The organism is Planktothrix tepida PCC 9214 (assembly GCF_900009145.1).
In the GTDB taxonomy this organism is placed as follows: Bacteria; Cyanobacteriota; Cyanobacteriia; order Cyanobacteriales; family Microcoleaceae; genus Planktothrix; species Planktothrix tepida.
Genome location: NZ_LN889782.1, coordinates 1,286,293 through 1,311,233 on the forward strand (window position 1 = coordinate 1,286,293; position 24,941 = coordinate 1,311,233).

The 24,941-nt window shown below is 40.1% G+C and carries 21 protein-coding genes; 9 read left to right on the forward strand and 12 right to left on the reverse strand.

The features are described 5' to 3' along the window. Window positions 1-117: 117 nt before the first annotated feature. The 4 genes from pstB to pstS all read right to left on the reverse strand — a co-directional run bounded on the left by pstB (window position 118) and on the right by pstS (window position 4,325). Complete coding sequence (gene pstB, locus PL9214_RS08660) at window positions 118-936, reverse strand: phosphate ABC transporter ATP-binding protein PstB (protein WP_072718348.1); 819 nt, start codon at window positions 934-936, stop codon at window positions 118-120. Between the two features lie 159 nt (window positions 937-1,095). Then, entirely contained in the window at window positions 1,096-1,995 is a 900-nt protein-coding gene (gene pstA, locus PL9214_RS08665; RefSeq protein WP_072718349.1) for a phosphate ABC transporter permease PstA, read from the reverse strand. A 108-nt stretch (window positions 1,996-2,103) separates the two neighbouring features. Then, a complete protein-coding gene (gene pstC, locus PL9214_RS08670; RefSeq protein WP_072718350.1) occupies window positions 2,104-3,060 on the reverse strand; it encodes a phosphate ABC transporter permease subunit PstC in 957 nt (318 codons plus the stop codon). Between the two features lie 80 nt (window positions 3,061-3,140). Continuing rightward, window positions 3,141-4,325: a phosphate ABC transporter substrate-binding protein PstS gene (pstS, locus tag PL9214_RS08675; protein WP_072718351.1), complete on the reverse strand. Its 1,185-nt coding sequence runs from the start codon at window positions 4,323-4,325 to the stop codon at window positions 3,141-3,143. 358 nt (window positions 4,326-4,683) lie between these two features. Here pstS and bioB point away from each other — a divergent pair, with 358 nt between their 5' ends. The 4 genes from bioB (at window position 4,684) to PL9214_RS08695 (ending at window position 9,478) form a co-directional block, all read left to right on the forward strand. Further along, entirely contained in the window at window positions 4,684-5,802 is a 1,119-nt protein-coding gene (gene bioB / locus PL9214_RS08680; protein WP_083579927.1) for a biotin synthase BioB, read from the forward strand. A 19-nt stretch (window positions 5,803-5,821) separates the two neighbouring features. Next, window positions 5,822-6,406: a biotin transporter BioY gene (locus tag PL9214_RS08685; RefSeq protein ID WP_072718352.1), complete on the forward strand. Its 585-nt coding sequence runs from the start codon at window positions 5,822-5,824 to the stop codon at window positions 6,404-6,406. Window positions 6,407-6,689: 283 nt separating this feature from the next. Beyond that, window positions 6,690-7,151, forward strand: a complete 462-nt coding sequence (gene lspA / locus PL9214_RS08690) for a signal peptidase II (protein ID WP_072718353.1) — start codon at window positions 6,690-6,692, stop codon at window positions 7,149-7,151. A gap of 56 nt (window positions 7,152-7,207) precedes the next feature. Further along, window positions 7,208-9,478 carry a transglycosylase domain-containing protein gene (locus tag PL9214_RS08695; protein ID WP_072718354.1) on the forward strand — a complete coding sequence of 757 codons (2,271 nt, stop codon included), beginning with the start codon at window positions 7,208-7,210 and terminating at the stop codon, window positions 9,476-9,478. Window positions 9,479-9,607: 129 nt separating this feature from the next. Here PL9214_RS08695 and PL9214_RS08700 read toward each other — a convergent pair whose 3' ends face one another. After that, the gene (locus PL9214_RS08700; protein WP_072718355.1) at window positions 9,608-10,243 is read right to left on the reverse strand and encodes a Uma2 family endonuclease; all 636 of its coding nucleotides are present in this window, start codon (window positions 10,241-10,243) and stop codon (window positions 9,608-9,610) included. Between the two features lie 171 nt (window positions 10,244-10,414). On the opposite strand from PL9214_RS08700, the gene PL9214_RS08705 reads away from it, so the two are divergent. After that, a complete protein-coding gene (locus tag PL9214_RS08705) occupies window positions 10,415-12,355 on the forward strand; it encodes a serine/threonine-protein kinase (protein ID WP_072718356.1) in 1,941 nt (646 codons plus the stop codon). Between the two features lie 52 nt (window positions 12,356-12,407). Then, window positions 12,408-13,721: a site-specific DNA-methyltransferase gene (locus PL9214_RS08710; protein ID WP_072718357.1), complete on the forward strand. Its 1,314-nt coding sequence runs from the start codon at window positions 12,408-12,410 to the stop codon at window positions 13,719-13,721. Here the strand turns inward: PL9214_RS08710 and PL9214_RS08715 are convergent. The 6 genes from PL9214_RS08715 to PL9214_RS08740 all read right to left on the reverse strand — a co-directional run bounded on the left by PL9214_RS08715 (window position 13,696) and on the right by PL9214_RS08740 (window position 20,930). Beyond that, on the reverse strand, window positions 13,696-14,556 hold the full coding sequence (locus PL9214_RS08715; protein ID WP_072718358.1) for a hypothetical protein: 861 nt from the start codon (window positions 14,554-14,556) through the stop codon (window positions 13,696-13,698). The two genes, PL9214_RS08710 and PL9214_RS08715, sit on opposite strands and share 26 nt — an antisense overlap. Window positions 14,557-14,625: 69 nt before the next feature. Then, the gene (topA, locus tag PL9214_RS08720; protein WP_072718359.1) at window positions 14,626-17,316 is read right to left on the reverse strand and encodes a type I DNA topoisomerase; all 2,691 of its coding nucleotides are present in this window, start codon (window positions 17,314-17,316) and stop codon (window positions 14,626-14,628) included. A gap of 207 nt (window positions 17,317-17,523) precedes the next feature. Next, window positions 17,524-17,748, reverse strand: a complete 225-nt coding sequence (locus PL9214_RS08725) for a hypothetical protein (protein WP_072718360.1) — start codon at window positions 17,746-17,748, stop codon at window positions 17,524-17,526. A gap of 146 nt (window positions 17,749-17,894) precedes the next feature. Then, window positions 17,895-19,376, reverse strand: coding sequence for a dolichyl-phosphate-mannose--protein mannosyltransferase (locus PL9214_RS08730; protein ID WP_072718361.1), 1,482 nt, complete (start codon window positions 19,374-19,376; stop codon window positions 17,895-17,897). 136 nt (window positions 19,377-19,512) lie between these two features. Then, window positions 19,513-20,493 (reverse strand): ABC transporter ATP-binding protein, encoded by a 981-nt coding sequence (locus tag PL9214_RS08735; RefSeq protein WP_072718362.1) that lies wholly within the window; start codon window positions 20,491-20,493, stop codon window positions 19,513-19,515. Between the two features lie 5 nt (window positions 20,494-20,498). Further along, the gene (locus tag PL9214_RS08740; protein ID WP_072718363.1) at window positions 20,499-20,930 is read right to left on the reverse strand and encodes a CoA-binding protein; all 432 of its coding nucleotides are present in this window, start codon (window positions 20,928-20,930) and stop codon (window positions 20,499-20,501) included. A 430-nt stretch (window positions 20,931-21,360) separates the two neighbouring features. Between PL9214_RS08740 and PL9214_RS08745 the strand changes: the two genes are divergently transcribed. Continuing rightward, window positions 21,361-22,215 (forward strand): glycosyltransferase 61 family protein, encoded by an 855-nt coding sequence (locus PL9214_RS08745; RefSeq protein WP_222425214.1) that lies wholly within the window; start codon window positions 21,361-21,363, stop codon window positions 22,213-22,215. 84 nt (window positions 22,216-22,299) lie between these two features. Here PL9214_RS08745 and malQ read toward each other — a convergent pair whose 3' ends face one another. Continuing rightward, on the reverse strand, window positions 22,300-23,814 hold the full coding sequence (malQ, locus tag PL9214_RS08750; RefSeq protein ID WP_072718364.1) for a 4-alpha-glucanotransferase: 1,515 nt from the start codon (window positions 23,812-23,814) through the stop codon (window positions 22,300-22,302). Window positions 23,815-24,084: 270 nt separating this feature from the next. On the opposite strand from malQ, the gene PL9214_RS08755 reads away from it, so the two are divergent. Then, the gene (locus tag PL9214_RS08755) at window positions 24,085-24,555 is read left to right on the forward strand and encodes a hypothetical protein (RefSeq protein WP_072718365.1); all 471 of its coding nucleotides are present in this window, start codon (window positions 24,085-24,087) and stop codon (window positions 24,553-24,555) included. Window positions 24,556-24,729: 174 nt separating this feature from the next. After that, window positions 24,730-24,894 (forward strand): hypothetical protein, encoded by a 165-nt coding sequence (locus PL9214_RS31160; RefSeq protein WP_186440312.1) that lies wholly within the window; start codon window positions 24,730-24,732, stop codon window positions 24,892-24,894. Window positions 24,895-24,941: the final 47 nt, after the last annotated feature.

A 24,941-nucleotide genomic window follows, 5' to 3' on the forward strand; every position in this document is an offset into this window, starting at 1 on the left:
GTGGAGAGTTAGCAGTTAATCGTTTATAGTTCATTGTTAATGATTTATGGCTGAAAACTATCAGCCATAAACTCCAGACTAACAACTGATAACTGATAACTGATAACTGATAACTGATTATCCAAACCGACCACTAACGTATTGTTGAGTGGCTTCTTCTTTGGGATTTTGGAAGATGGTTTGGGTGTCATCATATTCCACTAAATAGCCAAAGCGTTTTCCACCTTCTATGGCTTTGGCGTTAAAAAATGCCGTCATATCTGCAACTCGTGTGGCTTGCTGCATATTGTGAGTAACAATAATAATGGTGTAATTTTGTTTGAGTTCGTGAAGTAAATCTTCAACGGCTAAAGTAGAAATTGGGTCTAAAGAAGCACAGGGTTCATCCATTAACACAACATCAGGATTAATGGCGATCGCCCTTGCAATACAAAGTCGTTGTTGCTGACCGCCTGATAATGCAAAACCACTTTGATTGAGTTTATCTTTCACTTCATCCCATAACACGGCTTGACGCAGCGATTTTTCGACAATATCATCTAATTCCGCTTTATTTTTAGCTAATCCATTCACCCGAACCCCATAGGCAATATTATCATAAATTGATTTGGGGAAAGGATTGGGTTTTTGAAACACCATTCCGATGCGACGACGAACTTCTACCGGATCAACATTAGGGGCATATAGATTTTGATTATGATAAAATATATTCCCCTTTAATCGAAATCCTTGAATTAAATCATTGAGACGATTAAAACAGCGTAAAATCGTACTCTTTCCACAACCTGAAGGCCCAATAAAAGCCGTGACTCTATTTTTAGGAATTTCTAAACAAACGCCCCGAACAGCCTTGAAATCACCATAATAGATATCAATATTTTCAGTTTGGATGACCGTTTCCATTTCTACCGAGGCATACTGATGAAAATCGTACATGAGATTAACTCCTTAAAGGATACAATAATTAAAAAATCCACATCAAAATTAAGTATTTTCATCAATTCATACAAAATTCTGATGACCGTCTAATTACAGGTTAAAGTTACCCCAAATCGAGTAACCTAGCCATTATCATTTCGGGTTTAAAGCTTAGACTTAAAACTGTTTTTGACGAGTCGCAAATCGGGCAATTACGCTCGTTAATAACACTAAAGCCACCAATACCAGGGATGCTGCCCAAGCAAACTCCTGTAAAACTTTATCAAACCCTCTAGCAAATTCATAAACTAAATAGGCGAGGGAGGGAAGGGTCGGAGACAAAGGGCCTTTAGGCCAGTTATTGGTATAAACAACGGTAAATAATAGGGGTGCAGTTTCTCCAGCAGCCCTGGCAACAGCTAACGTTACCCCGGTTAAAATGGCGGGTAAGGCGGCAGGAAGAACTACTTGTAATGCTGTTTGATAATTAGAAGCCCCCACCCCAACGGATGCCCAACGAATCTCTTGGGGAACAATTTGTAGAGCTTCATCGGTGGTGCGAATAATCGTAGGTAACATCAAAATCGAGAGAGCAATCGCACCCGCCAGCACAGAAAACGTTCCCATTTTTAACACAATAAAACTGTAAGCAAACACCCCCGCAATAATTGAAGGAACACCACTCAAAACATTTGTAATAAATCGAATCCAACGCACAAATTGACCATTTTTGCCAAATTCCGAAAGAAAAATTGCAGCTAAAACCCCAAAGGGAATAGCAACTATAGTAGCAATTGCCACCACTTGTATTGTGCCAAGAATAGCACTGGCAATGCCTCCGGTTGTTTGACCCGCAACGGGGGGAAGCTTGGTAAATAAATCTAAATTTAAACGTCCAGCCCCCTTAACTAAAACATAAAACAAAACTGCAAAAAGCGGAATCAAGGTGATTAAAATACAAGCTGTTGCAATCCCGGTCATTAAAAATTCAAAAATGTCACGGGAACTTTTAGAATTGCGAATTAAACTGAAACCTTGACTTCCAGCATAGTTTGTTTTTTGGGAAAGATTTGACATAAAAGAATACTCAATGTTTTCAGCTAATTAGATTATTGAAAAACGAATTTTGAGAATTTTTAAGATTTAATGGATTCCTCAATTAACTTCCATCCACTGCCATCTCCATTATTGGTATTTAGCCTTAACTTGATTAACAATCCACTCCGCAGCAATATTAACCAATAAGGTGAGAGCAAATAAAACTAATCCAGCATACATCAGAGCCGAAACTTGTAAACCAGAGGCTTCTGGGAATTGATTTGCCATCAAAGAAGCAATGGTATTCCCTGGAGCAAAAAGGGAAATTTTCAGATTATTCGAGTTTCCAATAATCATCGTGGCTGCCATGGTTTCTCCCATTGCCCGCCCTAGACCTAACATAATTCCCCCCACAATTCCAGAAAAAGCGGCAGGAATTAAAACTCGAAAGATTGTGACCCAACGAGTTGCTCCTAACCCCAAGGAAGCTTGACGTAAATCCGGCGGTAAACTCGCTAATGAATCCCTGGCAATGGCGGTAATAATCGGCAGAATCATAATCGCTAAAATTACCCCTGCCGGAAACATTCCAGGGCCAGCTGGAGGGGTACTAAATAACGGTATCCAGCCGAAATTTTGATACAGAAACATTTGAAAAGGTCTTAAAAATGGAATTAAGACAAAAATACCCCAAAGACCATAAACCACACTGGGAATCGCCGCTAACAATTCCACCAAAAACGTTAAAGCGGTACGAATTGAAAGGGGAATAAAATCCTCACTTAAGAAAATCGCAGTTCCTAACCCCAAAGGAACAGCAAATACCAAAGCAATCAATGAACTCACCAGCGTCCCATAAATCATAGGAAACGCACCATATTGATTGTTAACCGGGTTCCAAGAACTACTGAATAAAAATTCTAATCCAAACTCTTGAATAGCTGGGATCGCTTGTTGAGCGATGGGAAAACCCAGTAATAGTAAGACTAAAATAACGCCCCAAGCCATCAGCCGTGTTAGCCAGACAAATCCTTGATCTAGCACTTTTTCTACAGGGGAACGAGATTGAGGAATTCCTGTTACATTTTGATTCGGTAAGACCATACAAGATTAATTATACATCATAAAATCGGCACCCGACACCCGACACCTGATAACTGATAACTGATAACTGATAACTGAAATTACTCAACTTTAATCGTAAAGTCTGGGCTAATTTGATCGGCTTTTTCTGCAACTTTTTTAACAACGGCTGGAGGTAAAGGCACATATCCTAGTTCAGGACTAATTTTTTGGCCTTCAGTTAATCCATATTGAATCATAGCTTCAACAGACTTGGCAACTTCAGGATTATCATATTTTTGATAAGCCAGTATCCAAGAATAAGTCACAATCGGATAGGAATCGGCTCCTTCAGGATTGGTAATAAAAGCGCGTAAATCTTCCGGTAATTCGACAGACTCCAGGGTTTTTGCAGCAGCCGCATCGGTCGGTTTGATGAAATTTCCGGCTTTGTTTTGCAAATCGGCCATCTTCAAGTTAGCACTTTTGGCATAACCATATTCAATATAACCAATCGCACCGGGAGCTTGATTAATTTGAGCCGTTACCCCATCGTTGCCCTTGGCTCCAATTCCCACAGGCCATTGAACGGTTTTACCTTCTCCCACACTATTTTTCCACTCTTCGCTCATGGCACTTAAGTTTTTAGTGAAAACCCCGGTTGTTCCACTACCATCAGACCGATAAACGACTTGGATGGGTAAATCTGGAAGGGTAATACCCGGATTATCTGTAGCGAGTGCTGGGTCATTCCAGTTGGTGATTTTACCCGAAAAGATATCGACTAGATTTTGTTGAGATAATTTTAATTCAGCTAAATCAGGGACATTATAAGCTAATACAATACTTCCGGCCGTCATCGGTAGCATTAAAACCCCGTTAGTGACTTTGGCAATTTCATCATCTTTCATGGCAACATCACTAGCGCCAAACTGAACTAATCCCTGGACAAATCGTTCTACCCCAGCACCACTTCCCACAGCTTGATAATCAATTTGTAGGTTTTTGGTTCCCGCACCAATATCACTAAACCAGCGTTGATATAGAGGGGCCGGGAATGTAGCCCCTGCACCCACTAAGTTAACGGGTTTTTCTAAACTAATTAATTGAACCGCACCAGAAGTTGTATTGGGGGCTGTGGTGTTGGTAGCGGTTGGGGTTCCCTCTGTACCTGTTGTTGGACTTGGAGCCTGGGTTGTGGGGGTATTACTTCCGCCACAGGCAGCTAAACTCAAACTTAGGGCTAACGCTGAACATTTAGCCACAAACTGACGAGAGGGATTAAGAGAATTCAGACGGAATAGCATAAAAAAAAATCAATGTTTTGTTAGAGCCGCTACCGTAGAGAATACCGTCTCTATAACAAATTCAGGTAAAGGAAAGGTTAAGGATTCCAGAAGACCGGAAACCTTGATGATGAGGCTAGACATCAAGGAGCAGGTTTTCAATCCCAATCTTTGATAAGATAACTCAGGAGACACAGAGGATGGGTAACTTTCGGGACAAGGGGACAAGAAGACAGGGATAAAAATCACCGAAACTCCTCAACCGTTAAGCGTAAACCATCAACCGTCAACACTTCGGCAAGCTACTTCGACTGCGCTCAGTACAAGTCAGTGCAAAGCCGTCAACCGTCAACATCCTTGGATAACTGGCAATTCCAGCATGATCAATGTAGTTTCAGTACGACCCGCCCTCAACCGTTCGTCTTCCGACAGTAATTCTGTGTTGGAAGTTCCTCAGCATTGGAACACCCTAGAAGACTTGCAAACGTGGCTGCATTATTTAGTTGAAGGGATTATATCAGGCGATCGCATCAGTCGAGAAGCAGCCCTCGCCCTGAGTGATCTCGAAGATCAAGACCAAATTTTATTACTGTGTCAAGCTGCGGATCAAGTTCGTCAAGCCTGCTGCGGGAATACCGTTGACCTGTGTAGTATTGTTAATATTAAATCTGGGAACTGTTCGGAAAACTGTGGTTTTTGTTCCCAATCTGCCCATCATCCGGGTGAAGCGTCTCCGATTTATGGGTTAAAGTCTGCTGATGAAATTTTAGATCATGCTAAAGCCGCAGAAGCAGCCGGAGCTAAACGGTTTTGTTTAGTTTCTCAGGGACGAGGAATTAAATATAATAGTCCGAAATCTACGGAATTTGAACAAATCTTAGCAACGGTTCACCGGATTATTCAGGAAACCAATGTTAAACCCTGTTGTGCGTTAGGGGAATTAACCTTAGACCAAGCTCAAGCTTTAGCCGAAGCAGGTGTTACTCGCTATAACCATAATTTAGAAGCTTCAAAAGCCTTTTATCCCCAAGTCGTCACCACCCATACTTGGGAAGATCGGGTACAAACCGTTAAAAACTTAAAAGCCGCAGGAATTCAAGCTTGTACAGGTGGCATTATTGGCATGGGAGAAACTTGGGAAGATCGGATCGATTTAGCGTTCTCGTTACGCGAGTTAGAGGTGGAGTCCGTTCCCATTAATTTATTAAACCCCCGTTCGGGAACCCCGCTCTCAGAACAATCTAAACTTGACCCCTATGAAGCGTTAAAAGCGATCGCTATTTTTCGTTTAATTCTTCCTCAGCAAATTCTCCGCTATGCGGGAGGACGGGAGGCCATCATGGGAGAACTGCAAGGTTTAGGCTTACAATCGGGAATTAACGCCATGTTAATTGGCAATTACCTAACAACCTTGGGTCAACCCCCTGAACAGGATCAAGCGATGTTAGCATCCTTGGGACTCGTCGGCGGTGAAGCTCCTGTTCCTGGTTTCTCCTAAAGGCTAATATTTCTCTGTTGTGACTCCTGCACTTGAGTTTCTCTGGGCGATTATCGGTGTTTTATTAACGATTGGTGGCACTTTTTTAGAAGCGTTTGTCACCGATCCCTCTTGGCTTTGGCAACAACAAAATGTTGAAGTTCACTCTTTAGGAGTAACCTATCAAATTGGGGCGGTTTTACTTGTGGGTTGTCTGGGAGGAAAAAATGCTGCCGCCATGTCCCAAATTGCTTATCTAGCTTTAGGATTAACGGTATTACCCGTTTTTTCAGAAGGAGGCGGACTAGATTATTTTAAACAGCCTACCTTTGGATATCTATTAGGCTTTATTCCGGGGGGATGGATTTGTGGTTTTTTAGCCTTTAAAGCGTTACCAAAATTAGAGTTATTAGGGTTTAGTTGTTTGTGTGGATTGTTGACGGTTCATGGTATGGGGATAATGTATTTAACTCTAAGTCACCTCATTAATGGAGCCTCAACCCAAGGAATTCTTCTGACAGAAGCCTTTGAAAAATATTCCCTTCAACCCTTACCTGGACAATTAGCAGTTAGCTGTGCGGTAGCTGTTTTATCTTATATTTTAAGGGGATTAATGTTTTATTAAAGTTAACTAATAACTGAGTACGGGCGGAGTAACCCAAAGTCCGTCAACTTAAGTTCCCCGCGCCCGGAAATAAATTTCGGGCTAAAAGCCCAAACCCGTTAAAACGGGTTAAGAAAGATAGGTATTGAGTAATCTTGAGTCATCTTTAGATGACTTGATCTCTTAGCCCGAAATGCAAGTTCAGGGCGTCGGAGGCTTAAGTTGACGGACTTTGGGAGTAACCCCGCCCCTACAACTGATAACTGATAACTGATAACTGATAACTGATAACTGATAACTGATGATGCAATTTCAGAAAAATTCTAATTTTTGGATCGTGGCAATTGCGAGTTTGATTTTAGATCACCTGACTAAATTCTGGGTGGTAAGAAATTTTGAACTCGGAGAAACTTTACCCCTTTGGCCGGATGTTTTTCACTTAACTTATGTTACTAATACCGGAGCAGCCTTTAGCTTGTTTAGTAATGGAGGTGTTGCTTGGTTACGATGGTTATCATTGCTGGTTAGTCTTGGATTAATGGCAATGGCTTGGTTTGGCCCCCGTTTCAATCGTTGGGAACAAGTGGGATATGGTTTAATATTAGGGGGTGCATTAGGGAATGGAATTGATCGCTTTATATCCGGTCATGTTGTAGATTTTATCGATTTTCGACTGATTCATTTCGCCGTGTTCAATTTGGCAGATGTTTCGATTAATATTGGAATCTGGTGTTTAATTATTGCAATTTTCAGAATTAAAACCTGAGTCCTGAAATCAGAAGGTACAATGAATACAGCCCAATGCCACTCTGAGTGCTGAAAATGTCCACAACCAAGCCCCCTCAGAAACCCCAAACTCTCCTGAACACAATCACACAGGTTGTCCAGACACTTCACGCCAAAGTTAATTTTTCGCGGCTGCTCCTCAAGCCCAACGCTAAAGTCCCCGAATTGCGGGTACACCATGCGGATACCGATAAACCGGAAGTTTATCCTTTATTGGGTGATCGCTATGTGGTGGGGCGTTCTTCCCGAACCTGCGATATTGTGGTACGGAACCCCTTGGTGAGTCAAATTCATGTCAGTGTTGTCCGAAATGCTAAAGGAACAAGCTTACTACCCAGTCGTCCTGGGTTTATGATTCAGGATGAAGACTCCACAAACGGTTTGTATTGGGGAAAGCGAAAGATCAAGAATCTGCCGTTACGACATGGGGATAGTTTAACTTTAGGGCCACCTGAACTCGCCTCCGTTGCCCGTGTTGAATATAATGATCCTCCGGCTTGGTATGTGCAAACGATCCGTTATGGCTTTTATGGATTTTGCGGCATTAGTGCTGTGGTGGGAGCGGTAGTACTCTTTGAGTGGCAGAAATTTCAAGTTGACCCCCTACCGGAAACCGTAACCGGGCCTGTGATTATTCATGCAGCCGATGGTCGTCCCCTACGAGAAGCGAATACCATTGCCCATTTGGAAACGGATCGGTTAGGAGATTTTGGCCCCTATTTACCTAAAGCTGTTGTTGCATCCGAGGATAGTCGCTTTTACTGGCATTTGGGAATTGATCCCCTAGGAACGTTACGGGCTTTATTAACGAATGTGCGGGGTGGAGAAATTCGAGAAGGAGGAAGTACCCTTTCTCAACAGTTAGCCCGGAGTTTATACCGGGATTATGTAGGTACAGAAGATTCGGCTGGACGCAAATTTCGAGAAGCAGTTGTTGCCTTAAAATTAGAAGCGGTTTATGGTAAAAATCAGCTACTTAAAACTTATTTGAATCGGGTTTATTTAGGAATTAATTTATATGGGTTTGAAGATGCGGCTCGATTTTATTTTAATAAATCAGCAAAAGATTTAACGCTTTCCGAAGCCGCAACATTAGTCGGAATATTACCCGCCCCCAATAGTTTTAATCCGATTCAAAATTATCAATTAGCAGTACAATACCGCGATCGCGTCATTAGTCGAATGTTAGAAAAGGGGATGGTGAGTGAAGAGGAAGCGGATCGCGCTCGTCGTTCTCGGATTGAAATTAATCCCAAAGCCAAAGAATTTTTAGAAAGTACCATTGCCCCCTATTTTTATGATTATGTTTTTGTTGAATTGGAGAAATTATTAGGGGAACAGTTAGCTCGTGAAGGTAATTTTATTGTAGAAACAGCCTTAGATATTCCCACTCAAACCATTGCAGAATCTTCTCTAAAACGTGCAATTCAGACGACCGGATCAGGGAATGGATTTTCTCAAGGCGGTTTAGTAACGTTAGATTCTAATACCGGAGAAATTTTAGCAATGGCGGGGGGAAAAGATTATAAAGAAAGTCAATTTAATCGTGTTACTCAAGCTCAACGTCAACCGGGATCAACGTTTAAATTATTTACCTATTTAGCCGCTTTAGCTCAAGGCATTCCTCCTGGTCAAACCTATTCCTGTGAACCCTTAACCTGGAAAGGACAAAGTTATCAAGGATGTGAACGCAGTGGCGGTGATCTTGATATGTATCGGGGGTTAGCATTATCAGAAAATGTAATTGCTTTGAGAATTGCTCAAGATATTGGATTAGATCGGGTGATTGACATAGCAAAACGTTTAGGAATTCAATCTAAACTTGATCCGGTTCCGGGTTTAGTTCTCGGTCAAAGTGAAGTGAATCTATTAGAATTAACGGGAGCTTATAGCACCGTTGCGAATGAAGGATTATATCATTCTCCTCATGCCATTAAACGGATTTTAGATAGTAGTGATTGTACGGATATTAATGATCCTAATACCTGTCGGGTGATTTATGCTTATGATCGAGAAAATCCAACGGTTCCTTCTGTTTTGTCTCCTTCTGTGGCTGAAACCATGACCACTTTATTACAAGGAGTTATTCGTCGGGGAACGGGTCAAAGTGCCTATATTGGGTTAGGAGAAGCGGGTAAAACTGGAACAACAAATGATAACGTTGATTTGTGGTTTATTGGTTATCTTCCAGATTCTAAATTAACAACGGGAGTATGGTTAGGTAATGATGATAATTCTCCTACTAATGGAACCAGTGGGAATGCGGCTCAATTATGGCGAGATTATATGGGTCAAATTGCTCGATAATTGTTGATCATAGGGAACAGGGAACAGGGAACAGGGAACACTTCGACAGGCTCAGTGCTTCGCAGGGAATAGGGAATAGAGGGGAAAAGAAAATAGGGAACAGGGAATAGAGGAGAATTATACAAAAAATCATGATTCTCCTAATTCAAAAATCTGTTCAGCCGTTAAATTTAATTCAGGGAATATAGCAGATTGGATGAGATCATTTTCTCGAAATAAATTAACCATATATTCACCATCAATCATTTGATAAACTGAAATAGTGGGTTGTTTGGGATTACCAATATAACGCCGACCTCCTAACCCTAAATAATCAACAATCCAATATTCTTGAATTCCTAATTTTTCATATTCTGATAATTTTAATAAATAATCATCTTGCCAATTCGTACTCACAACTTCAACAACTAACGGTAATGTTTCTCCTTGAGTAATCGTTGAACGTTTTTTCCATATAGGTTCTTGATCTAAAGAATTTTTATTGATCACAGTCACATCTGGACTATAACCTGAATTGTCGGAATCAATGGGTTTAATAATACATTGTCGAGGAATCAAATAAGGGAATTGTAAACGCCGAATTTCTAAGGTCAACTCAGCCGCAATTTCTCCTGCAATTTGTTCATGAGTTCCTGTCGGCTGCATTTCTTTAACAACTCCTCTATGTAATTCATAACGTCCAGAACCATCAGGAACCCAGTTCAAAAATTCCTCTAAGGTCATTAATTGAGCTTCCGATTCTGATTCTAATAAAGTTTGTGTCATAGCTGTTAATAGTTTTAATTAAAAATTATACACAGATAATAGTATAACAATGAAATTAGGGATATAAATATAGGCATCGCTTCCTAGAAACTCCTAGAAACCTGCTTTCTTCAAGAAACCCGGTTTCTGTTTAGACTAAAATAGACTTAAGCTGGTTGGACTTGATCATCTATGAGTTATTGCCTAAATCCCCAATGTCCTCAACCCCAAAATACCCCAGAGGCTAAATTTTGTTTAACCTGTGGGGCAAAATTATTATTACGAGAACGGTATCGCGCCATTAAAGTGATTGGTCATGGGGGGTTTGGCAAAACATTTTTAGCCATCGATGGAGATAAACCCTCCCGTCCTCCCTGTGTAATTAAACAATTTCGCCCCCAAATGCAGGGAAATTCTCAAAAAGCCATAGAATTATTTCATCGAGAAGCAGAACGATTAGATGAGTTAGGAAAACATCCCCAAATTCCTGAATTATTAGCCCATTTTGAACAAGATAGCCATCAATATTTAGTTCAAGAATTTATTAATGGGCCGAATTTAGAAGAAGAACTTTTGCGCCAAGGAGTTTTTAATGAAACTCAAATTCGTCAAGTTTTAAATGATTTACTCCCGGTTTTACAATTTATTCATCATCATAGAGTTATTCACCGAGATATTAAACCCGCTAATATTATTCTCAGAGAAACTTCTCAACACCAAGGTCAGTTAGTCTTAGTAGATTTTGGTGCCGCAAAAGTGGTTACTGATACTGAAGTGGCGATGATGGGAACTGTAATTGGTAGCCCTGAATATGTTGCCCCAGAACAAACCAGAGGACAAGCAATTTATGCCAGTGATATTTATAGTTTGGGGGTAACTTGTATTTATTTAATGACGGCAATTTCACCCTTTGATTTATATGATATTCATGAAGATCGTTGGATTTGGCGAGATTATTTAAAACACCATTCTGTTAGTTCAGAATTAGGAAAAATTCTGGATAAAATGTTGGCTGTATTACCCAGTCAACGTTATGATTCTGCATTCAAAGTCTTAAAAGATTTATATCCCGGTGGCATACCTGTTGCGATCGCCCGCCATTTACAGCCCCCGCCTTTACCTCCCCCACTGCCAACCGTTAGAACTCCGATTTCATCACCATCCCAGACCTTACCCCCCCGCACCATCCAACAACCGACCCCCCCACAAAAACAGCGTGTTCAACCCTTGCGATCGCCTTCCTGGCGTTGTGTTCATACCCTCACAGGTCATCGTAACGCTATCACCGGAGTTGCGTTTAGTCCCGATGGGGAGACATTAGCCAGTGGGAGTCAGGATCAGACCCTTGAAATTTGGCGGCTGGAGTCGGGTAAACGGTGGTATACCTTGGTGGGTCATAGTAACTGGATCACAAGTATTGGTTTTAGTCCCGATGGTAAGACCTTAGCCAGTGGGAGTCGAGATCAAACCATTGAAATTTGGGATATGACCAAGGGGAAACGGTGGTATACCCTCACGGGTCATCAAGATGGGGTGGAAGCGGTGGCGTTTAGTCCCAATGGTCAATTATTAGCGAGTGGAAGTCGGGATAAAACCATTGAAATTTGGAATATGAATAAGGGAAAACGGGGGTTTACCTTAACAGGTCATCAAGATCGAGTTTATAGTGTGGCGTTTAGTTCGGATAGTCAAAAGTTAGCAAGTGGGAGTCGAGATCAAACCGTAAAAATTTGGGATTTAAAGACAGCAAAGGAAGTCCAAACCTTAACGGGTCATGGTGACTGGGTGAGAAGTGTGGCGTTTAGTTTAGATGGTCAATTCTTGGCTTCAGCATCAAAAAATGGGATGATTAAAATCTGGATAAATCAACAGGAAAAATGGGTATTATTAAGAACATTAAGAGTAGATGATCAAGAGATATTTAGTATCGTTTTTAGTCCTAATTATCAGATATTAGTGAGTGGAGGAGGACAGGGATTATTAGATATTTGGGATGTGCAGAAAGGGATATTATTAGAAACCCTTAAAGCCCATGACAGTGATATTTTTACAGTGGCGTTTAGTGGGGATGGTCAATGGTTAGCAACGGGCAGTTATGACCGGACAGTCAAATTGTGGAAACCATCAACTTGATCCTTCTAAGTAGATATAATTAAACTATAAATCTAATAAACGAGTCACAACAATGGCAACAGGTATACCCGGTAAAACTAAATACAAAAACTTTACAAATAGCAGCCAACTTTCATTTCGCTTAGAATATGAGGGAAAAGTTAGTCTTGAAGAAATTTTAGATAGTCCTTCGGCAAAATTAAGTTGTGTTGTCAGAGTAGATAAACCGATTAATAACAAACTCATTTATGGAGAAAATTTTAGAGTTTTAAGAAATTTATCAGAGCATTCTGATGTGGCTGGAAAAATTGGATTAATTTATATTGATCCACCCTATGCAACTGGATTAGGGTTTGAGTCAAGGCAACAAGCTTATGCTTATCAAGATTTTAGGGAAGGTGTAGATTATTTAGAATTTATTCGTCAACGCTTAGTTTTACTAAGAGAACTGTTAGCCAATCATGGCTCAATCTATGTTCACCTTGATCAAAATATGGCTTTTCCCGTTAAAATATTAATGGATGAAATTTTCGGATCTAAAAATTTCCGTAATTGGATTACTCGCAAAAAATGTAATCCCAAAAATTATACTCGAAATCAATATGGAAATATTTCAGATTATATTCTTTTCTATACAAAAACTGATGATTATGTCTGGAATCAACCTTTTGAATCGTGGACAGATGATAAAGTAATTAAAGAATATCAATATATTGAAGAAGAAACAGGAAGACGTTATAAAAAAGTTCCAATTCATGCACCTGGAGAAAGGAAAGGAGCAACAGGTCAACCTTGGCGGGGGATGCTTCCACCTCCGGGTAAACATTGGCAATATACCCCTGAAACCTTAGAAGAAATGGATAAACGAGGTGAAATTTACTGGTCGTCAACTGGAAATCCTAGACGAAAAGTTTACCTTGATCAAAGTAAAGGAATCGGTGTTCAAGATATTTGGCTGGATTTCAAGGATGCTCATAACCAGAATATTAAAATTACAGGCTATCCTACAGAAAAAAATCCTGAGCTTCTCCAACGAATTATTATGGCTTCTTCTAACCCTGGAGATCTAATCTTAGATGCTTTTGTTGGCAGTGGAACTACCGTTGCTGTCGCAGAAGAATTACAACGACAATGGATTGGAATAGATAACTCTCTGTTAGCAATAGAAACAACAATTTATCGTTTAGTTAAAGGAACTCAAGCTATGGGAGATTTTACCAAGAGAAATGGAAGTTTACCTAAACAGGAACCTTTAATCAATACAAATAGAATTCTAAAAAGTGGTTTAGAGGTATATCTTGAGATGGAATCTGAGCTTGATCAGGTTGCAGAAAGCCAGATTGAAGATTGGAACAATTTACTTAATTTTCAAGCCAATCTTTGGTAAACCTTTCATCCAACATTTTTAAAGTACAGACCATCACTCGCCCTTTTCCATAAGTTTCTAGAGAAGCATAATCATTCCACATTGATCCCAGGGTCAATCCAGGGCCATCATTTAAAAAGAAAACTTTTAGGGGGAGATTATAAGTATCTGCATAGTTGAGAATATTAGTAATTTTCTCTCGATTTCCACTAATACGATCATCTTCTTGTGCTCCTCCTCGATCTGAATCATAACGAGCAAACCCAATCACTAAAGGAGCACCAGTATAACTAGAGATTAAAATATCTGCTGGAGTTTTTTCTAGCCAATTTTCTAAGACTTCATCAAGCATAATATCTCGTCCTGCTCGGATGGGGCCTTCAATTAAATATTCTGAGCCAAAATGGGTTTCAAACCACAGAAAAAATGCTTCTGTCAATTCATATCCTTTCTGACCTCGATGTTTATATTCTACTAGGATTGCCATGAGAGCTTCATCAGGAGTGGAACGAGTGGCTAATTTCTCTTGAACCTCTTCTATCTTTCTAAATCTATTTCCATAGTCTTCAATAATATTGGGAATTCTTTTCTTAACTTTTAACATTTCAACAGAAGTATCTGGAGATACATACTTACGAAAAACTCGTAATAATTGTGTTCTAGACGGATTAGGAATTTCAGTAATCCTCAATAGTAAATCAGCCGAAGTGTTAGCAATATTGACCAAATTTGCAAACTGCTCTATAACACTCCCATAAATCATTTTGGCTTCATCCAAATAATCTGGATAAAATTCTGAATCTATGAAAGTGATATATTGAGAATTTCTAGTCTTGTATTCAGCAAACGAAGCCAAAGCTAATCTCCTCTAAACAAGAGTCGCACGCTATTAACGTGCAACTCAACATCTTCTGCTAGAACTGAACTATGAGGTTGTTTTTTTACGGGTCGTTGAGGATTTTTTAGCCGTGGTTTTGGTGGTTTTAGCGGTTGATTTCGAGGCGGTTTTTGTCGTTTTAGACTTACTTCGAGAACTCGAACTTGAACCCGCTTTTGCTGCTAATAATTCCAAACCTTGGGCTAATGTAAAGGCTTCTACAGCCGAATCTTTTGGTAAAGAGGCATTGACTTTTCCGTGTTTTACATAGGGCCCATAACGACCATCATAAATATTCACGGGTTCGCCATCTTCCGGGTGAGTTCCTAACTCGCGTAACGGTGGAATTTCTTTTTTCCCCCGTCCTCCCCGTCCACTGGTTTTCGGTTGAGCTAATAATTCTAAAGCTCGTTCTAAACTAATGGTTAACACATCATCTGGGGCTTTAATTGAGCGATAATCTTTACCTTCTTTCCCCTGGTCATGAACCACATAAGGCCCAAACGGCCCCAAGGCGGCTTTAATTTTTGCCCCGGTTTCAGGATGGGTTCCTAACAGTCTGGGTAATGCCAATAACCCTAACGCCATGTCCATGGTGACGCTTTCCTTATCAACCCCTTTGGGGAGAGAAACCCGTTTTGGTTTTTTATTCTCTTCCGACTCTAACCCCAACTGAATATAGGGGCCATAGGGGCCAATTAACACATAAATGGCTGTTCCGGTTTGCGGGTCAGTGCCTAATTGTTCTGGGCCTTCGGCTTTTTGTCCCACTAATTCCCGAATCACATCAGGAGTTAAGTCCGCCGGAGTTAAATCTTGGGGAATGGAGGCGGTGATCATTTCTTCACCTTTCCCCGCTTCAATATAGGGGCCAAACTTCCCGATACAAACTCGGTAATGAATCGGATCATTTTCATCCCCTAACTGTTCCAATTCAATCGTCCGGGCAATTTTGGTATCAATTTTACTTTCCTGGTCTTTAACTTGATGTTCGAGTCCGGTTTCTCCTAAATAGAATTTTTGTAAATAAGGAAGCCAAGGCGCTTCTCCGGCGGCAATATCATCCAGAGTATCCTCCATACGGGCGGTAAACCGGATATCCACCAAATCGGGGAAATATTTCTCTAATAAATTAGTAACTGCAAAAGCCGTAAAGGTGGGAATCAGGGCATTATTTTTTAACTGTACATAGCCCCGGTCAATAATTGTCCCGATGACGCTGGCGTAGGTACTGGGGCGACCAATGCCTTCACTTTCTAAGGTTTTGACTAAGGAAGCTTCCGTAAACCGGGCGGGGGGTTGGGTTTCGTGTCCCACCACATCCAAGGCTTTACAATTGGGATGGTCGCCCACCTTCAGAGACGGTAATAAGACCTCTTGGTCTTCCAAGGCGGCTTCTGGGTCATCAGAGCCCTCAACGTAAGCCCGGAGAAACCCCGGAAAATCGATGCGTTTCCCGGTACTGCGGAACCCGGCATCCTCAACTTTTAACTCAACGGTAATATTGGTTTGACGGGAATCAGCCATCTGAGAGGCAACGGTACGCTTCCAGATTAAATCATAGAGGCTGAGTTCGGCTCCACTGAGATCGGTTTCTTGGGGCGTGCGGAAATGATTTCCCGCCGGACGGATTGCTTCGTGGGCTTCCTGGGCGCCTTTAGATTTGGTCGTATATTGACGAGGTTTAGGACTGAGGTAGTTTTTCCCATATTTCTGTTCCACACATTCCCGCGCTGCGGTGATTGCTTGCTCCGATAAATGTACTGAATCCGTTCTCATATAAGTAATATAACCCCGTTCATACAAACTTTGGGCAATTTGCATGGTTTGACGGGCACTTAACCGCAGTTTCCGGTTGGACTCTTGCTGCAATGTGGAGGTTGTAAACGGAGGTAACGGTTTGCGGGTAACGGCTTTTTCTTCCAGATTAGTGACTGTCCAGGGTTTACCAGAGATTCGTTGTTTTAAAGCTTCTGCTTGGGCTTCATCGAGTAAAACCACATTCCGACCTTGAGCAATTTTTCCAGTGGTTTCATCAAAATCGCTTCCGGTAGCTACCTTTACCCCCCCAAGGCTGACGAGTTTAGACTCAAATTGACTTTGGGTGTGTTCCAGAAGCGCTTTTAAATCCCAATATCCTCCAGACCGAAACGCCCGACGTTCTCGTTCTCGACTGACGAGCAACCGCACCGCCACCGATTGTACCCGTCCGGCGGATAATCCCCGCGCAATTTTTTTCCACAGCAGGGGGGAAAGCGTATATCCATAGAGGCGGTCAAGAATGCGGCGGGTTTCTTGGGCGTGAACCAATTGTTCATCAACAGTACGACAATTTCTCAGCGCTTCACGAATGGCCTCTTGGGTAATTTCGTGAAACACCATGCGTTTAATTGGAACTTTGGGTTGCAGAATTTGAAGTAAATGCCAACTAATACTTTCTCCCTCTCGGTCTTCGTCAGTGGCGAGGACAAGTTCATCCGCTTGCTTGAGGGCGGCTTTGAGTTCTTTAACGATTTTTTGCTTATCTTTGGGGATAACGTAAATGGGTTCAAAGTTGGATTCTACATTGACCCCCAGTTGCGCCCACTTCTCCGTCTTATACTCTTCAGGAATTTCTTCCGCCGAGGGAGGGAGGTCACGAACATGACCCATTGACGCTTCCACCCGATAACTGGACGGGAGGAAGTTGCGAATGGTACGCGCTTTAGTGGGAGATTCAACGATGACTAAGGTTGACATGGCGCCTTCTTCGGATAGCAGCGAACTGGGACAAATGCAAGAAAAGGGACGGTTAACTGCTAGGAGTGAACAGCCCTTTAGCTCTATGCTATCTTGCAAAGTTCATTTAATTACGACCCATTCTGTAATCAAGCATGATAGCACCCCGATTTGACAACATTGATCAGGGTGTTTACAGAATTTTAAATTTTTAAGACCAACTTTCCCTCACGGAGGAGATTCCGGGTAAGAAATCTCGTCTTTGAGTCCAGACAAGTTAATGTAGATTTGGGAAGTGGCTGTTTCTGAATGGGAGTCGGATCTATTTTTTTTTGAGAGGTCGGCTAATGACCAAGTTAAACTTAAGATCGCTAGTTTAGCGATCGCATCTAATTGTTGATCTTGAGATTTTGTGATCGGATTGGTTTTCGGATCAGAATTATTAGTATTCATAGAAGTAAATTGTATAGAACCTATCCCAATTATTCTTGATCCGGCTTGACATTTCCGTAATGTTTGTCAATTTTTCTTGTGATAATTCTTACAAATTTCTGTGACTCATCTCACAGTTATTTCGGCTCGTTACTAAATTCTGAAAATTAAATCCAGGACTGAAACCACATCCGCATTTTCCACTCTCCAGGAGACAAAGGTAAACCTAAATATAAAGGCATCCAATACAAAAAACCGAATAAAACTAGAAAGATAACCGTACCTCCCAGCCACCGAAATTGAGGTTTATGGCTATATAACCAGCGTTCTAACCACCAAGCTAAAGCCATACAACTAAAAACAAACCCCGTCATGTAATGGTAAATAAATAAACAACGGCTTACTTCCACCCAAGGTAATAAATTAGCCAACCAATTCAGGGTGAGAAATGTTGTTAACCACAGTTCCGGTGTTGGGGGAAATTGAAAAGAGGATTGAGGTTTTAACTGGAGAAATCGAACGGATACCTCCCTCCAAATTCGTTGAATTAACATCCCGATTAATAAGAGACTCGCCAAGGTTGATAACCACCATAAAAACGGATTTCCCATCGCATGAACGGCATAAATGAGGGGGAGTTGATCAGGATAATTTAAGGGTAAAACTGGATTAGGGGGCGTTGTAGCTTCAACTTTGGTGAAAAAATAAGCAACGGGTCGTAACATTAAAATCCAACTGTACCATTTAGAACAGTAGGGATGAACTTTTTCCCCATCTCCTAAGTTGTGATGATACGCCCAAATTTTAATTTGAAGACCCCAAAAACCCGGAGTCGGATTTTGTTGTAAATGGGGAATCCAAGCAATAATATAAACTAGAATAGGAATCAGAATTAAAGTAACTGCAATGGAAATCGGGGTGAGTTGATTTAGGTTTTGTAAGGGGGATTTAAAGGAAGTGTCTGAGGGTGATGGTTTTGAAGTTGGGGTAAATTTGGCAATGATCCAACCAGCGATTACGACTAAATAAATTCCTAATAAAAATCCTAAGCCATTCCATTTCGTTGCGATAGAAAGTCCTAAACCAATTCCAGATAAACTCAACCATAACCAACGGTTAAATGCTTTTTTTTGTAAGGCGATTAGAAAGAAAAGTTGTCCTAATAATCCAAAAAAGACAATATAAACATTACTTAAGGCATAGCGGGATTCAACAATAAATAATCCATCAATTGCCATTAAAAAAGTAGCAATTAAGGTATAACTACGACGGTGAGTGAGTTGATAAGCGATCGCTCCTACAATTAAAGGAATAAAGGAACCAAATAACGCATTAAACCAGCGATAACTCCAGGTTGAGAGGGTAGAACCTGTTAACTGATTAATGGTGTCTTGTCCAAAGGGCAGTTTAGAACCCAGCCAAATTCCTATTGCAATTAAATATTGGCTGACGGGAGGATGGGAATTAAAAAAGGGAGTTTGGGTTAAATAATTATTGCCAAATTTAGCATAATAAACTTCATCAAAGACTAAGGTATTAAATCGGCTTAAACCCCAAAATCTTAGGAGGATAGACCCGATAAATATTGTGATCATTGCCAAGGTAAACCCGGAGACTTGGACTGGAGCTCGAGAGGTGGGGTGAGTCATCGCTGTTCATAGTAAGTGCTAAGGGAACTTAAACAAATTTTAATGCTAAATCAGGCTTAAACTCAACTGATAATCTGCAAATATTTCCCTGTTATTGTAAAGCCAATTACTCTAATCATTGTTATTGCTGTTTTCATTAACCACTGGCATGAATCCCCCTTTCTTTTAACTTCTGCATAAAGAATTCTTCTAACGTTAATCGCGCTGAATTTAAACTAAACAGTTGAGCATCCATTTCTTTTAATACTCCTAAAAATACTTCGGGATCACCTTTGAGATGTCCTTCCCAATAGTCTTGATCGACTTCTAAATCTGATATCCAATTTTTTAAACTATTCATATCTCCCCCTTTCCCTTTAACAGCGTAGGTTTGAGTTGTTCCTAATAAATCATCCAGAGAACCGATACTAATTAATTCCCCTTCGGCTAAAATAGCAATGCGATCGCAAACTTTCTCCACATCGGATAAAACATGACTATTGAAAAAAATGGTTTTATTTTGTGCTTTTAACGATAAAATAATTTCCCGAATTTGATAACGTCCCATCGGGTCGAGTCCTGACATTGGTTCATCTAAAAATACCACTTCAGGATCATTAATTAACGCTTGCGCCATGCCTACCCGTTGTAACATTCCCTTAGAATATTGACGCATTTGCTTTTTAATCGCGGCGGATTTTGCTAATCCGACTAAATCTAATAATTGGGGAATGCGTTGACGTTGAATCGATTTGGGAATTTGAAAGAGTCCAGCGGCAAATTCTAAAAATTCCCATCCTGTGAGATGATCATAAAAATAGGGATTTTCAGGTAAATATCCGACTCGTTGTTTAACCAAGCGATCGCCAATGGGTTTCCCTAATAATAACCCTGAACCTGATGTCGGACTTACAATTCCTAATAGGGTTTTTAATAAGGTTGTTTTCCCCGCACCATTTTGTCCTAATAAACCAAAGGTTTCCCCAGCGTGAATCGTTAAAGTACAGTTTTTTAAAGATTCAATCTTTTGATTCATCCAAAAACCCGTGCGATAAAATTTTCCTAAGTTCTGCGTTTTTACCACAGGGTTTAAAGGAAGAATTGAAGCGGAATTTTTAACTTCGATAGCCGAATCCATAAGCGTCACGGATGAATAGGAATGTTTAGGCGATAATATTCTATTTTAATACAACAATTCATCGCTATATTCAACCCCCCATTCAAAGCAATTTCAGCCGCTTGAGCATCAAAAATCCCACTTTGCGCCCAAACGGTTTTTGCTTGAACGGCGATCGCTTCTTCGACAATTTCCGCTAAATATTCAGAACGGCGAAACACATTGACAATATCAATCGGTTCAGGAATTGCTGTTAAATTCGGGTAACAGGATTGACCGTCAATTCCTGTAAAAGCCGGATTAACGGGGTAAACCCGATAACCCACGTTTCGTAAAAATTGCCCCACTTGATAACTCGCGCGCTCCGGTTTATTGGAATATCCCACAAGAGCAATTACTCTCCCTTGGGTCAGAACCTCGCGCATTGCTGTATCGTCTTGATTGAGATTAATAGACATATTTAAAATAAATTAGGGGTCATTGTATTGTACCTAATGGTCTAATGTGCAAAACAACATACATTTGACAAAACCTTTAAAAAAAGGATTGCTCACCTTCAAGAAATAGCCAATTATCAAAAAGAATTTGTTTCCACAGGGAATTATGCCAGAGCACAATAGCACTTTAATTCATGATTAAATCCTGAGATTGCATTCAGTTTAAAGACATTAAGCAACGGTATATCATTACACTTTTATGATCAATTTAGCTTTTTTAAAACAGCGAGGATTACGCCTTTTAATGGGGCGAAAAACCTATCAAGAGTTATGTGAAAAACAATAAACTCTTTATGCAGGTCACAGTTCAATTTCTTCCCGTGCCATCTACTTACCAGGAGAACTTGATAAAGTAACAGGTGTTCCCGAAAAAACAACTTATGCAAAGGAATTGCAACGAATACAAGGGGGAATAACTGAACACGCAGCAACAATAGCTTATAAGTTGAGAGATGTACAAATCCACAATGGATATATTTATAAAGAAGCGATGAAAGTTCCTTTGACTAAAACAAAAGAATCGTGGTTTAATCACGGTGAAACAGAGTATATTCCTGAAGCCGCACTCGCTTGCACGTTTTGTGGAAATCGTTACTTTGGTCATTGGATGACCGATGATGTTGTCTTGAATTTGGCAGCGAAACAATTAGCAACAGCCGTTAGAACGTCTCAGAAACTGAGCTCTAATCAAATCGAATATAGCCATCTTTTTGAGATCAATTCTACTCCTGTTACCCAAGCTAAATTTAACGAATTGATCATGATTCAAGATTATGCCCAAAATCAATTTAAACGAGAACGATATGAATATATTCGATCTAAAATTCAGCCTCTAGGTTCGTCGTCCGTGAGTCCAGGTGTGATGTTATTACGGGGAAAGTCAGGCATTCAGCGCTCTCTCTGTAATGAGGCTGAAGTTGCTGAATTTTTGAGAAGTCAAGGCTTTACTATTATTGACCCCGAAAAAACACCCGCGCGGGAAATTATACGTCAATCTCTAGGAACTAAAATTATTGTTGGAGTTGAAGGAAGTCAATTAGCCAATGGATTATTTACCGTTGTCCAAGATGGTGTTCTATTGACGTTACAACCCCCTTATCGATTTAATAATGTCTACAAAGGTCGAGTAGATTGCTTAGGAATTAAATATGCGTTTGTTGTGGGTACACAGGTTGATAATGGATTTGAAATTAGTATAGAAAACTTGGCAAGAACCCTGGATTTAATTGATTCACAACTGATCTAAGCAATCAGCAACGAGATTTTTAAACTGGGTTTGGGGTGATAATTACTGAACTTTAAATTGATTTTCTACACCCCAGACACATTTTTACCGACCGTATAATTGATTTAATTTCAACAATTGATCACTTAATTCCTGAGTCAATAATTCCGAACTTTCATAACGCCAACGCCAATTTCCAGCATTATCACGGGGATCATTCATGCGGGCACTATGTCCTAAACTTAGGATATCCTGGAGGGGAATAATAGCTAAACTGGCAACGGAACTTAACGCTAAACGAATCATTAACCAGTTAATATTTGTGATTTCGTCGGGGGAAGAATACCCTAAATATTCAGCAAAATATTGTTTTTCTTTTGCACCTGCTGTTTCCCACCAACCGATGGCTGTATCATTATCATGGGTTCCCGTATAAACTAAACAATTTTGAATATAATTATGGGGAAGATGTACACTATTTGCATCTCCTCCAAAGCCAAATTGTAAGATTTTCATCCCTGGAAAATCATAATGATCTCGCAATTGTTCAACTTCCGGGGTAATAATTCCTAAATCTTCCGCTAAAACGGGTAAATCTCCCAGAGCTTGTTTAAGTAAGTCAAAAAATTCATAACCAGGCGCTTTAATCCATTCTCCTTTCATCGCATTTTGTTCACCCCCCGGAACACGCCAATAGGCTTCAAAGGCGCGAAAATGATCAATGCGAACATAATCTACATATTCTAATGTTGTTTTAAATCGTTCAATCCACCAAGCAAAATTTGTTTTTTGCATCGCATCCCAATTATAAATCGGATTCCCCCAAAGTTGTCCAGTTTCACTAAAAAAATCGGGGGGAACTCCGGCAATATAAGTGGGTTCTAAGGTGTGCGGGTTGAGTTGAAATAGTTCAGAATTTGCCCAAACATCAACGCTATTATGGCAAACATAAATGGAAATATCGCCAATAATTTTAATTCCTTGTTCATTGGCATAATGTCGCAGATCTTCCCATTGCTTAAAAAACAAAAATTGCAGAAATTTTTGATATAATATCGTTTCTTTTAATTCCTCAGTCTTAGCTTTTAAGGTATCAGAATTTCGATGGGCTAAGGCAGGTTCCCAATAATTCCAAGCTTTGCTTTCGTGGGCTTCTAATAAAGCCATAAATAAGGCATAATCATTTAACCAAGCTGAATGTTTTTGGCAAAATGTTTCAAATTCAGTATTATGTTGTTCATCTAATTGCTTTTTAAAGCGAGTGTAAGCTTTTTGAAGATATAAAGCTTTATGGGGAACAACGGTTTCATAATTAACTTTATTTGCAACTTTTTCTTCTAACTCTAAAGGGACAATTTCTTGAGGTTCTAATAATCCTTCCTGGACTAATCTTTCTAAATTAATCATTAAAGGATTTCCGGCAAACGTGCTATAATTCATAATATAAGGAGAATGTTCTTCTGCCGTTGGCCCTAAAGGTAAAATTTGCCAAAATTTATAACCACTACGCTTTAAAAAATCAATAAATTCATAAGCCGATTTTCCAAGGTCTCCAATGCCATGTTGACTGGGAAAAGAGGTAGGATGAAGTAAAATTCCACTAGAACGTTGAAATAACATCACAATATTTTACTAATATTTCATTGGATAAAAATAGCATAAATTTAAACCTATAACATCTTTCTAACGATAGGGAATCGCTGAACTGGGAATAGAAGGAAGTTTCCTTTTCTTATAGACAGGTGTGATGGTACATCTTAAGCCCAAAATGGGCTATTCTGGATATTTACTTAAAGTTCCAGTTGCTGATTTCGGGAATTGATATGATTGAATCAGTAGTCTCTCAACTAACAACGATAGCAGCATCCCCTTTAGGACACGGTAAAATCAATGATCAAATTTCTTAATCTTTTCCATCCCTTTTTATTAACAACTGGTTTGAGTATCGGGAGTCTTATTTTATCTTTATCCTCGGTTCAAGCTCAAGACGCAGTTGATATTCCCGTTATTCAAGGAACTCCCGCCCAAACCTATACCCCAGGTGCTTGGCAACCTGTCGCTAGAGTTAATCCTAATCAACCAGTCACTGTAACTATTACCAATGAAACCGGATATAACTTAGAAACGGGATTAACGACGGGGCAGACTAACACTCAAATTCCTCCCGGTGGGAGTTATACCATCAATAATGTTCCCAAAAATTCTAATATTGTGATTAATTCTATCGCCAGGGCTGCCGTCCTTGACTATCGGATTGATGTACAGGATAATGTTGTTAATGTGACTGTAAAAACGGCTGCTGGTGTTGCCGGAGATAATGCGATTAATATCCAAGATACAGGCGCAATTTATATTTATTAATCGCTATTTTTTAAACTGTAGAGTTTGGGACATAACTGAACCTTGATGTTTAATGTTCGTTCAAAACACCTCAACTCTATCTAAAGAATTCATTCACTAGGATGAGGGGAAAATATAGGATTTTAGGCATACTATAGCCAAGCTGACTCAATAAACCCTTTGCCAAATGCCAATATGAAACGTCTACATTATATCGGGATACTGGCAATAGTGATGATCGCCTTATCAATATTGCCCGGTATTGTTTATCGAATCTTTTTTTCCTCTAAATCTACCATTCCCGCACAGGTTGATACACCCCATCATGCTGTTTCTCCCCAAGTTTTATGGCATCAGTAACTTGATTTTCACGGGGAGGTTGCAAACTTAACCGTCTTCAATCAGTT

Coding starts and splice junctions, on each gene's coding strand:
- pstB (WP_072718348.1), bottom strand. CDS start 936: ATGTACGATTTTCATCAGTATGCCTCGGTAGAAATGGAAACGGTCATC.
- pstA (WP_072718349.1), bottom strand. CDS start 1,995: ATGTCAAATCTTTCCCAAAAAACAAACTATGCTGGAAGTCAAGGTTTC.
- pstC (WP_072718350.1), bottom strand. CDS start 3,060: ATGGTCTTACCGAATCAAAATGTAACAGGAATTCCTCAATCTCGTTCC.
- pstS (WP_072718351.1), bottom strand. CDS start 4,325: ATGCTATTCCGTCTGAATTCTCTTAATCCCTCTCGTCAGTTTGTGGCT.
- bioB (WP_083579927.1), top strand. CDS start 4,684: ATGATCAATGTAGTTTCAGTACGACCCGCCCTCAACCGTTCGTCTTCC.
- lspA (WP_072718353.1), top strand. CDS start 6,690: ATGCAATTTCAGAAAAATTCTAATTTTTGGATCGTGGCAATTGCGAGT.
- PL9214_RS08695 (WP_072718354.1), top strand. CDS start 7,208: ATGTCCACAACCAAGCCCCCTCAGAAACCCCAAACTCTCCTGAACACA.
- PL9214_RS08700 (WP_072718355.1), bottom strand. CDS start 10,243: ATGACACAAACTTTATTAGAATCAGAATCGGAAGCTCAATTAATGACC.
- PL9214_RS08705 (WP_072718356.1), top strand. CDS start 10,415: ATGAGTTATTGCCTAAATCCCCAATGTCCTCAACCCCAAAATACCCCA.
- PL9214_RS08710 (WP_072718357.1), top strand. CDS start 12,408: ATGGCAACAGGTATACCCGGTAAAACTAAATACAAAAACTTTACAAAT.
- topA (WP_072718359.1), bottom strand. CDS start 17,316: ATGTCAACCTTAGTCATCGTTGAATCTCCCACTAAAGCGCGTACCATT.
- PL9214_RS08725 (WP_072718360.1), bottom strand. CDS start 17,748: ATGAATACTAATAATTCTGATCCGAAAACCAATCCGATCACAAAATCT.
- PL9214_RS08730 (WP_072718361.1), bottom strand. CDS start 19,376: ATGACTCACCCCACCTCTCGAGCTCCAGTCCAAGTCTCCGGGTTTACC.
- PL9214_RS08735 (WP_072718362.1), bottom strand. CDS start 20,493: ATGGATTCGGCTATCGAAGTTAAAAATTCCGCTTCAATTCTTCCTTTA.
- PL9214_RS08740 (WP_072718363.1), bottom strand. CDS start 20,930: ATGTCTATTAATCTCAATCAAGACGATACAGCAATGCGCGAGGTTCTG.
- malQ (WP_072718364.1), bottom strand. CDS start 23,814: ATGTTATTTCAACGTTCTAGTGGAATTTTACTTCATCCTACCTCTTTT.
- PL9214_RS08755 (WP_072718365.1), top strand. CDS start 24,085: ATGATCAAATTTCTTAATCTTTTCCATCCCTTTTTATTAACAACTGGT.
- PL9214_RS31160 (WP_186440312.1), top strand. CDS start 24,730: ATGAAACGTCTACATTATATCGGGATACTGGCAATAGTGATGATCGCC.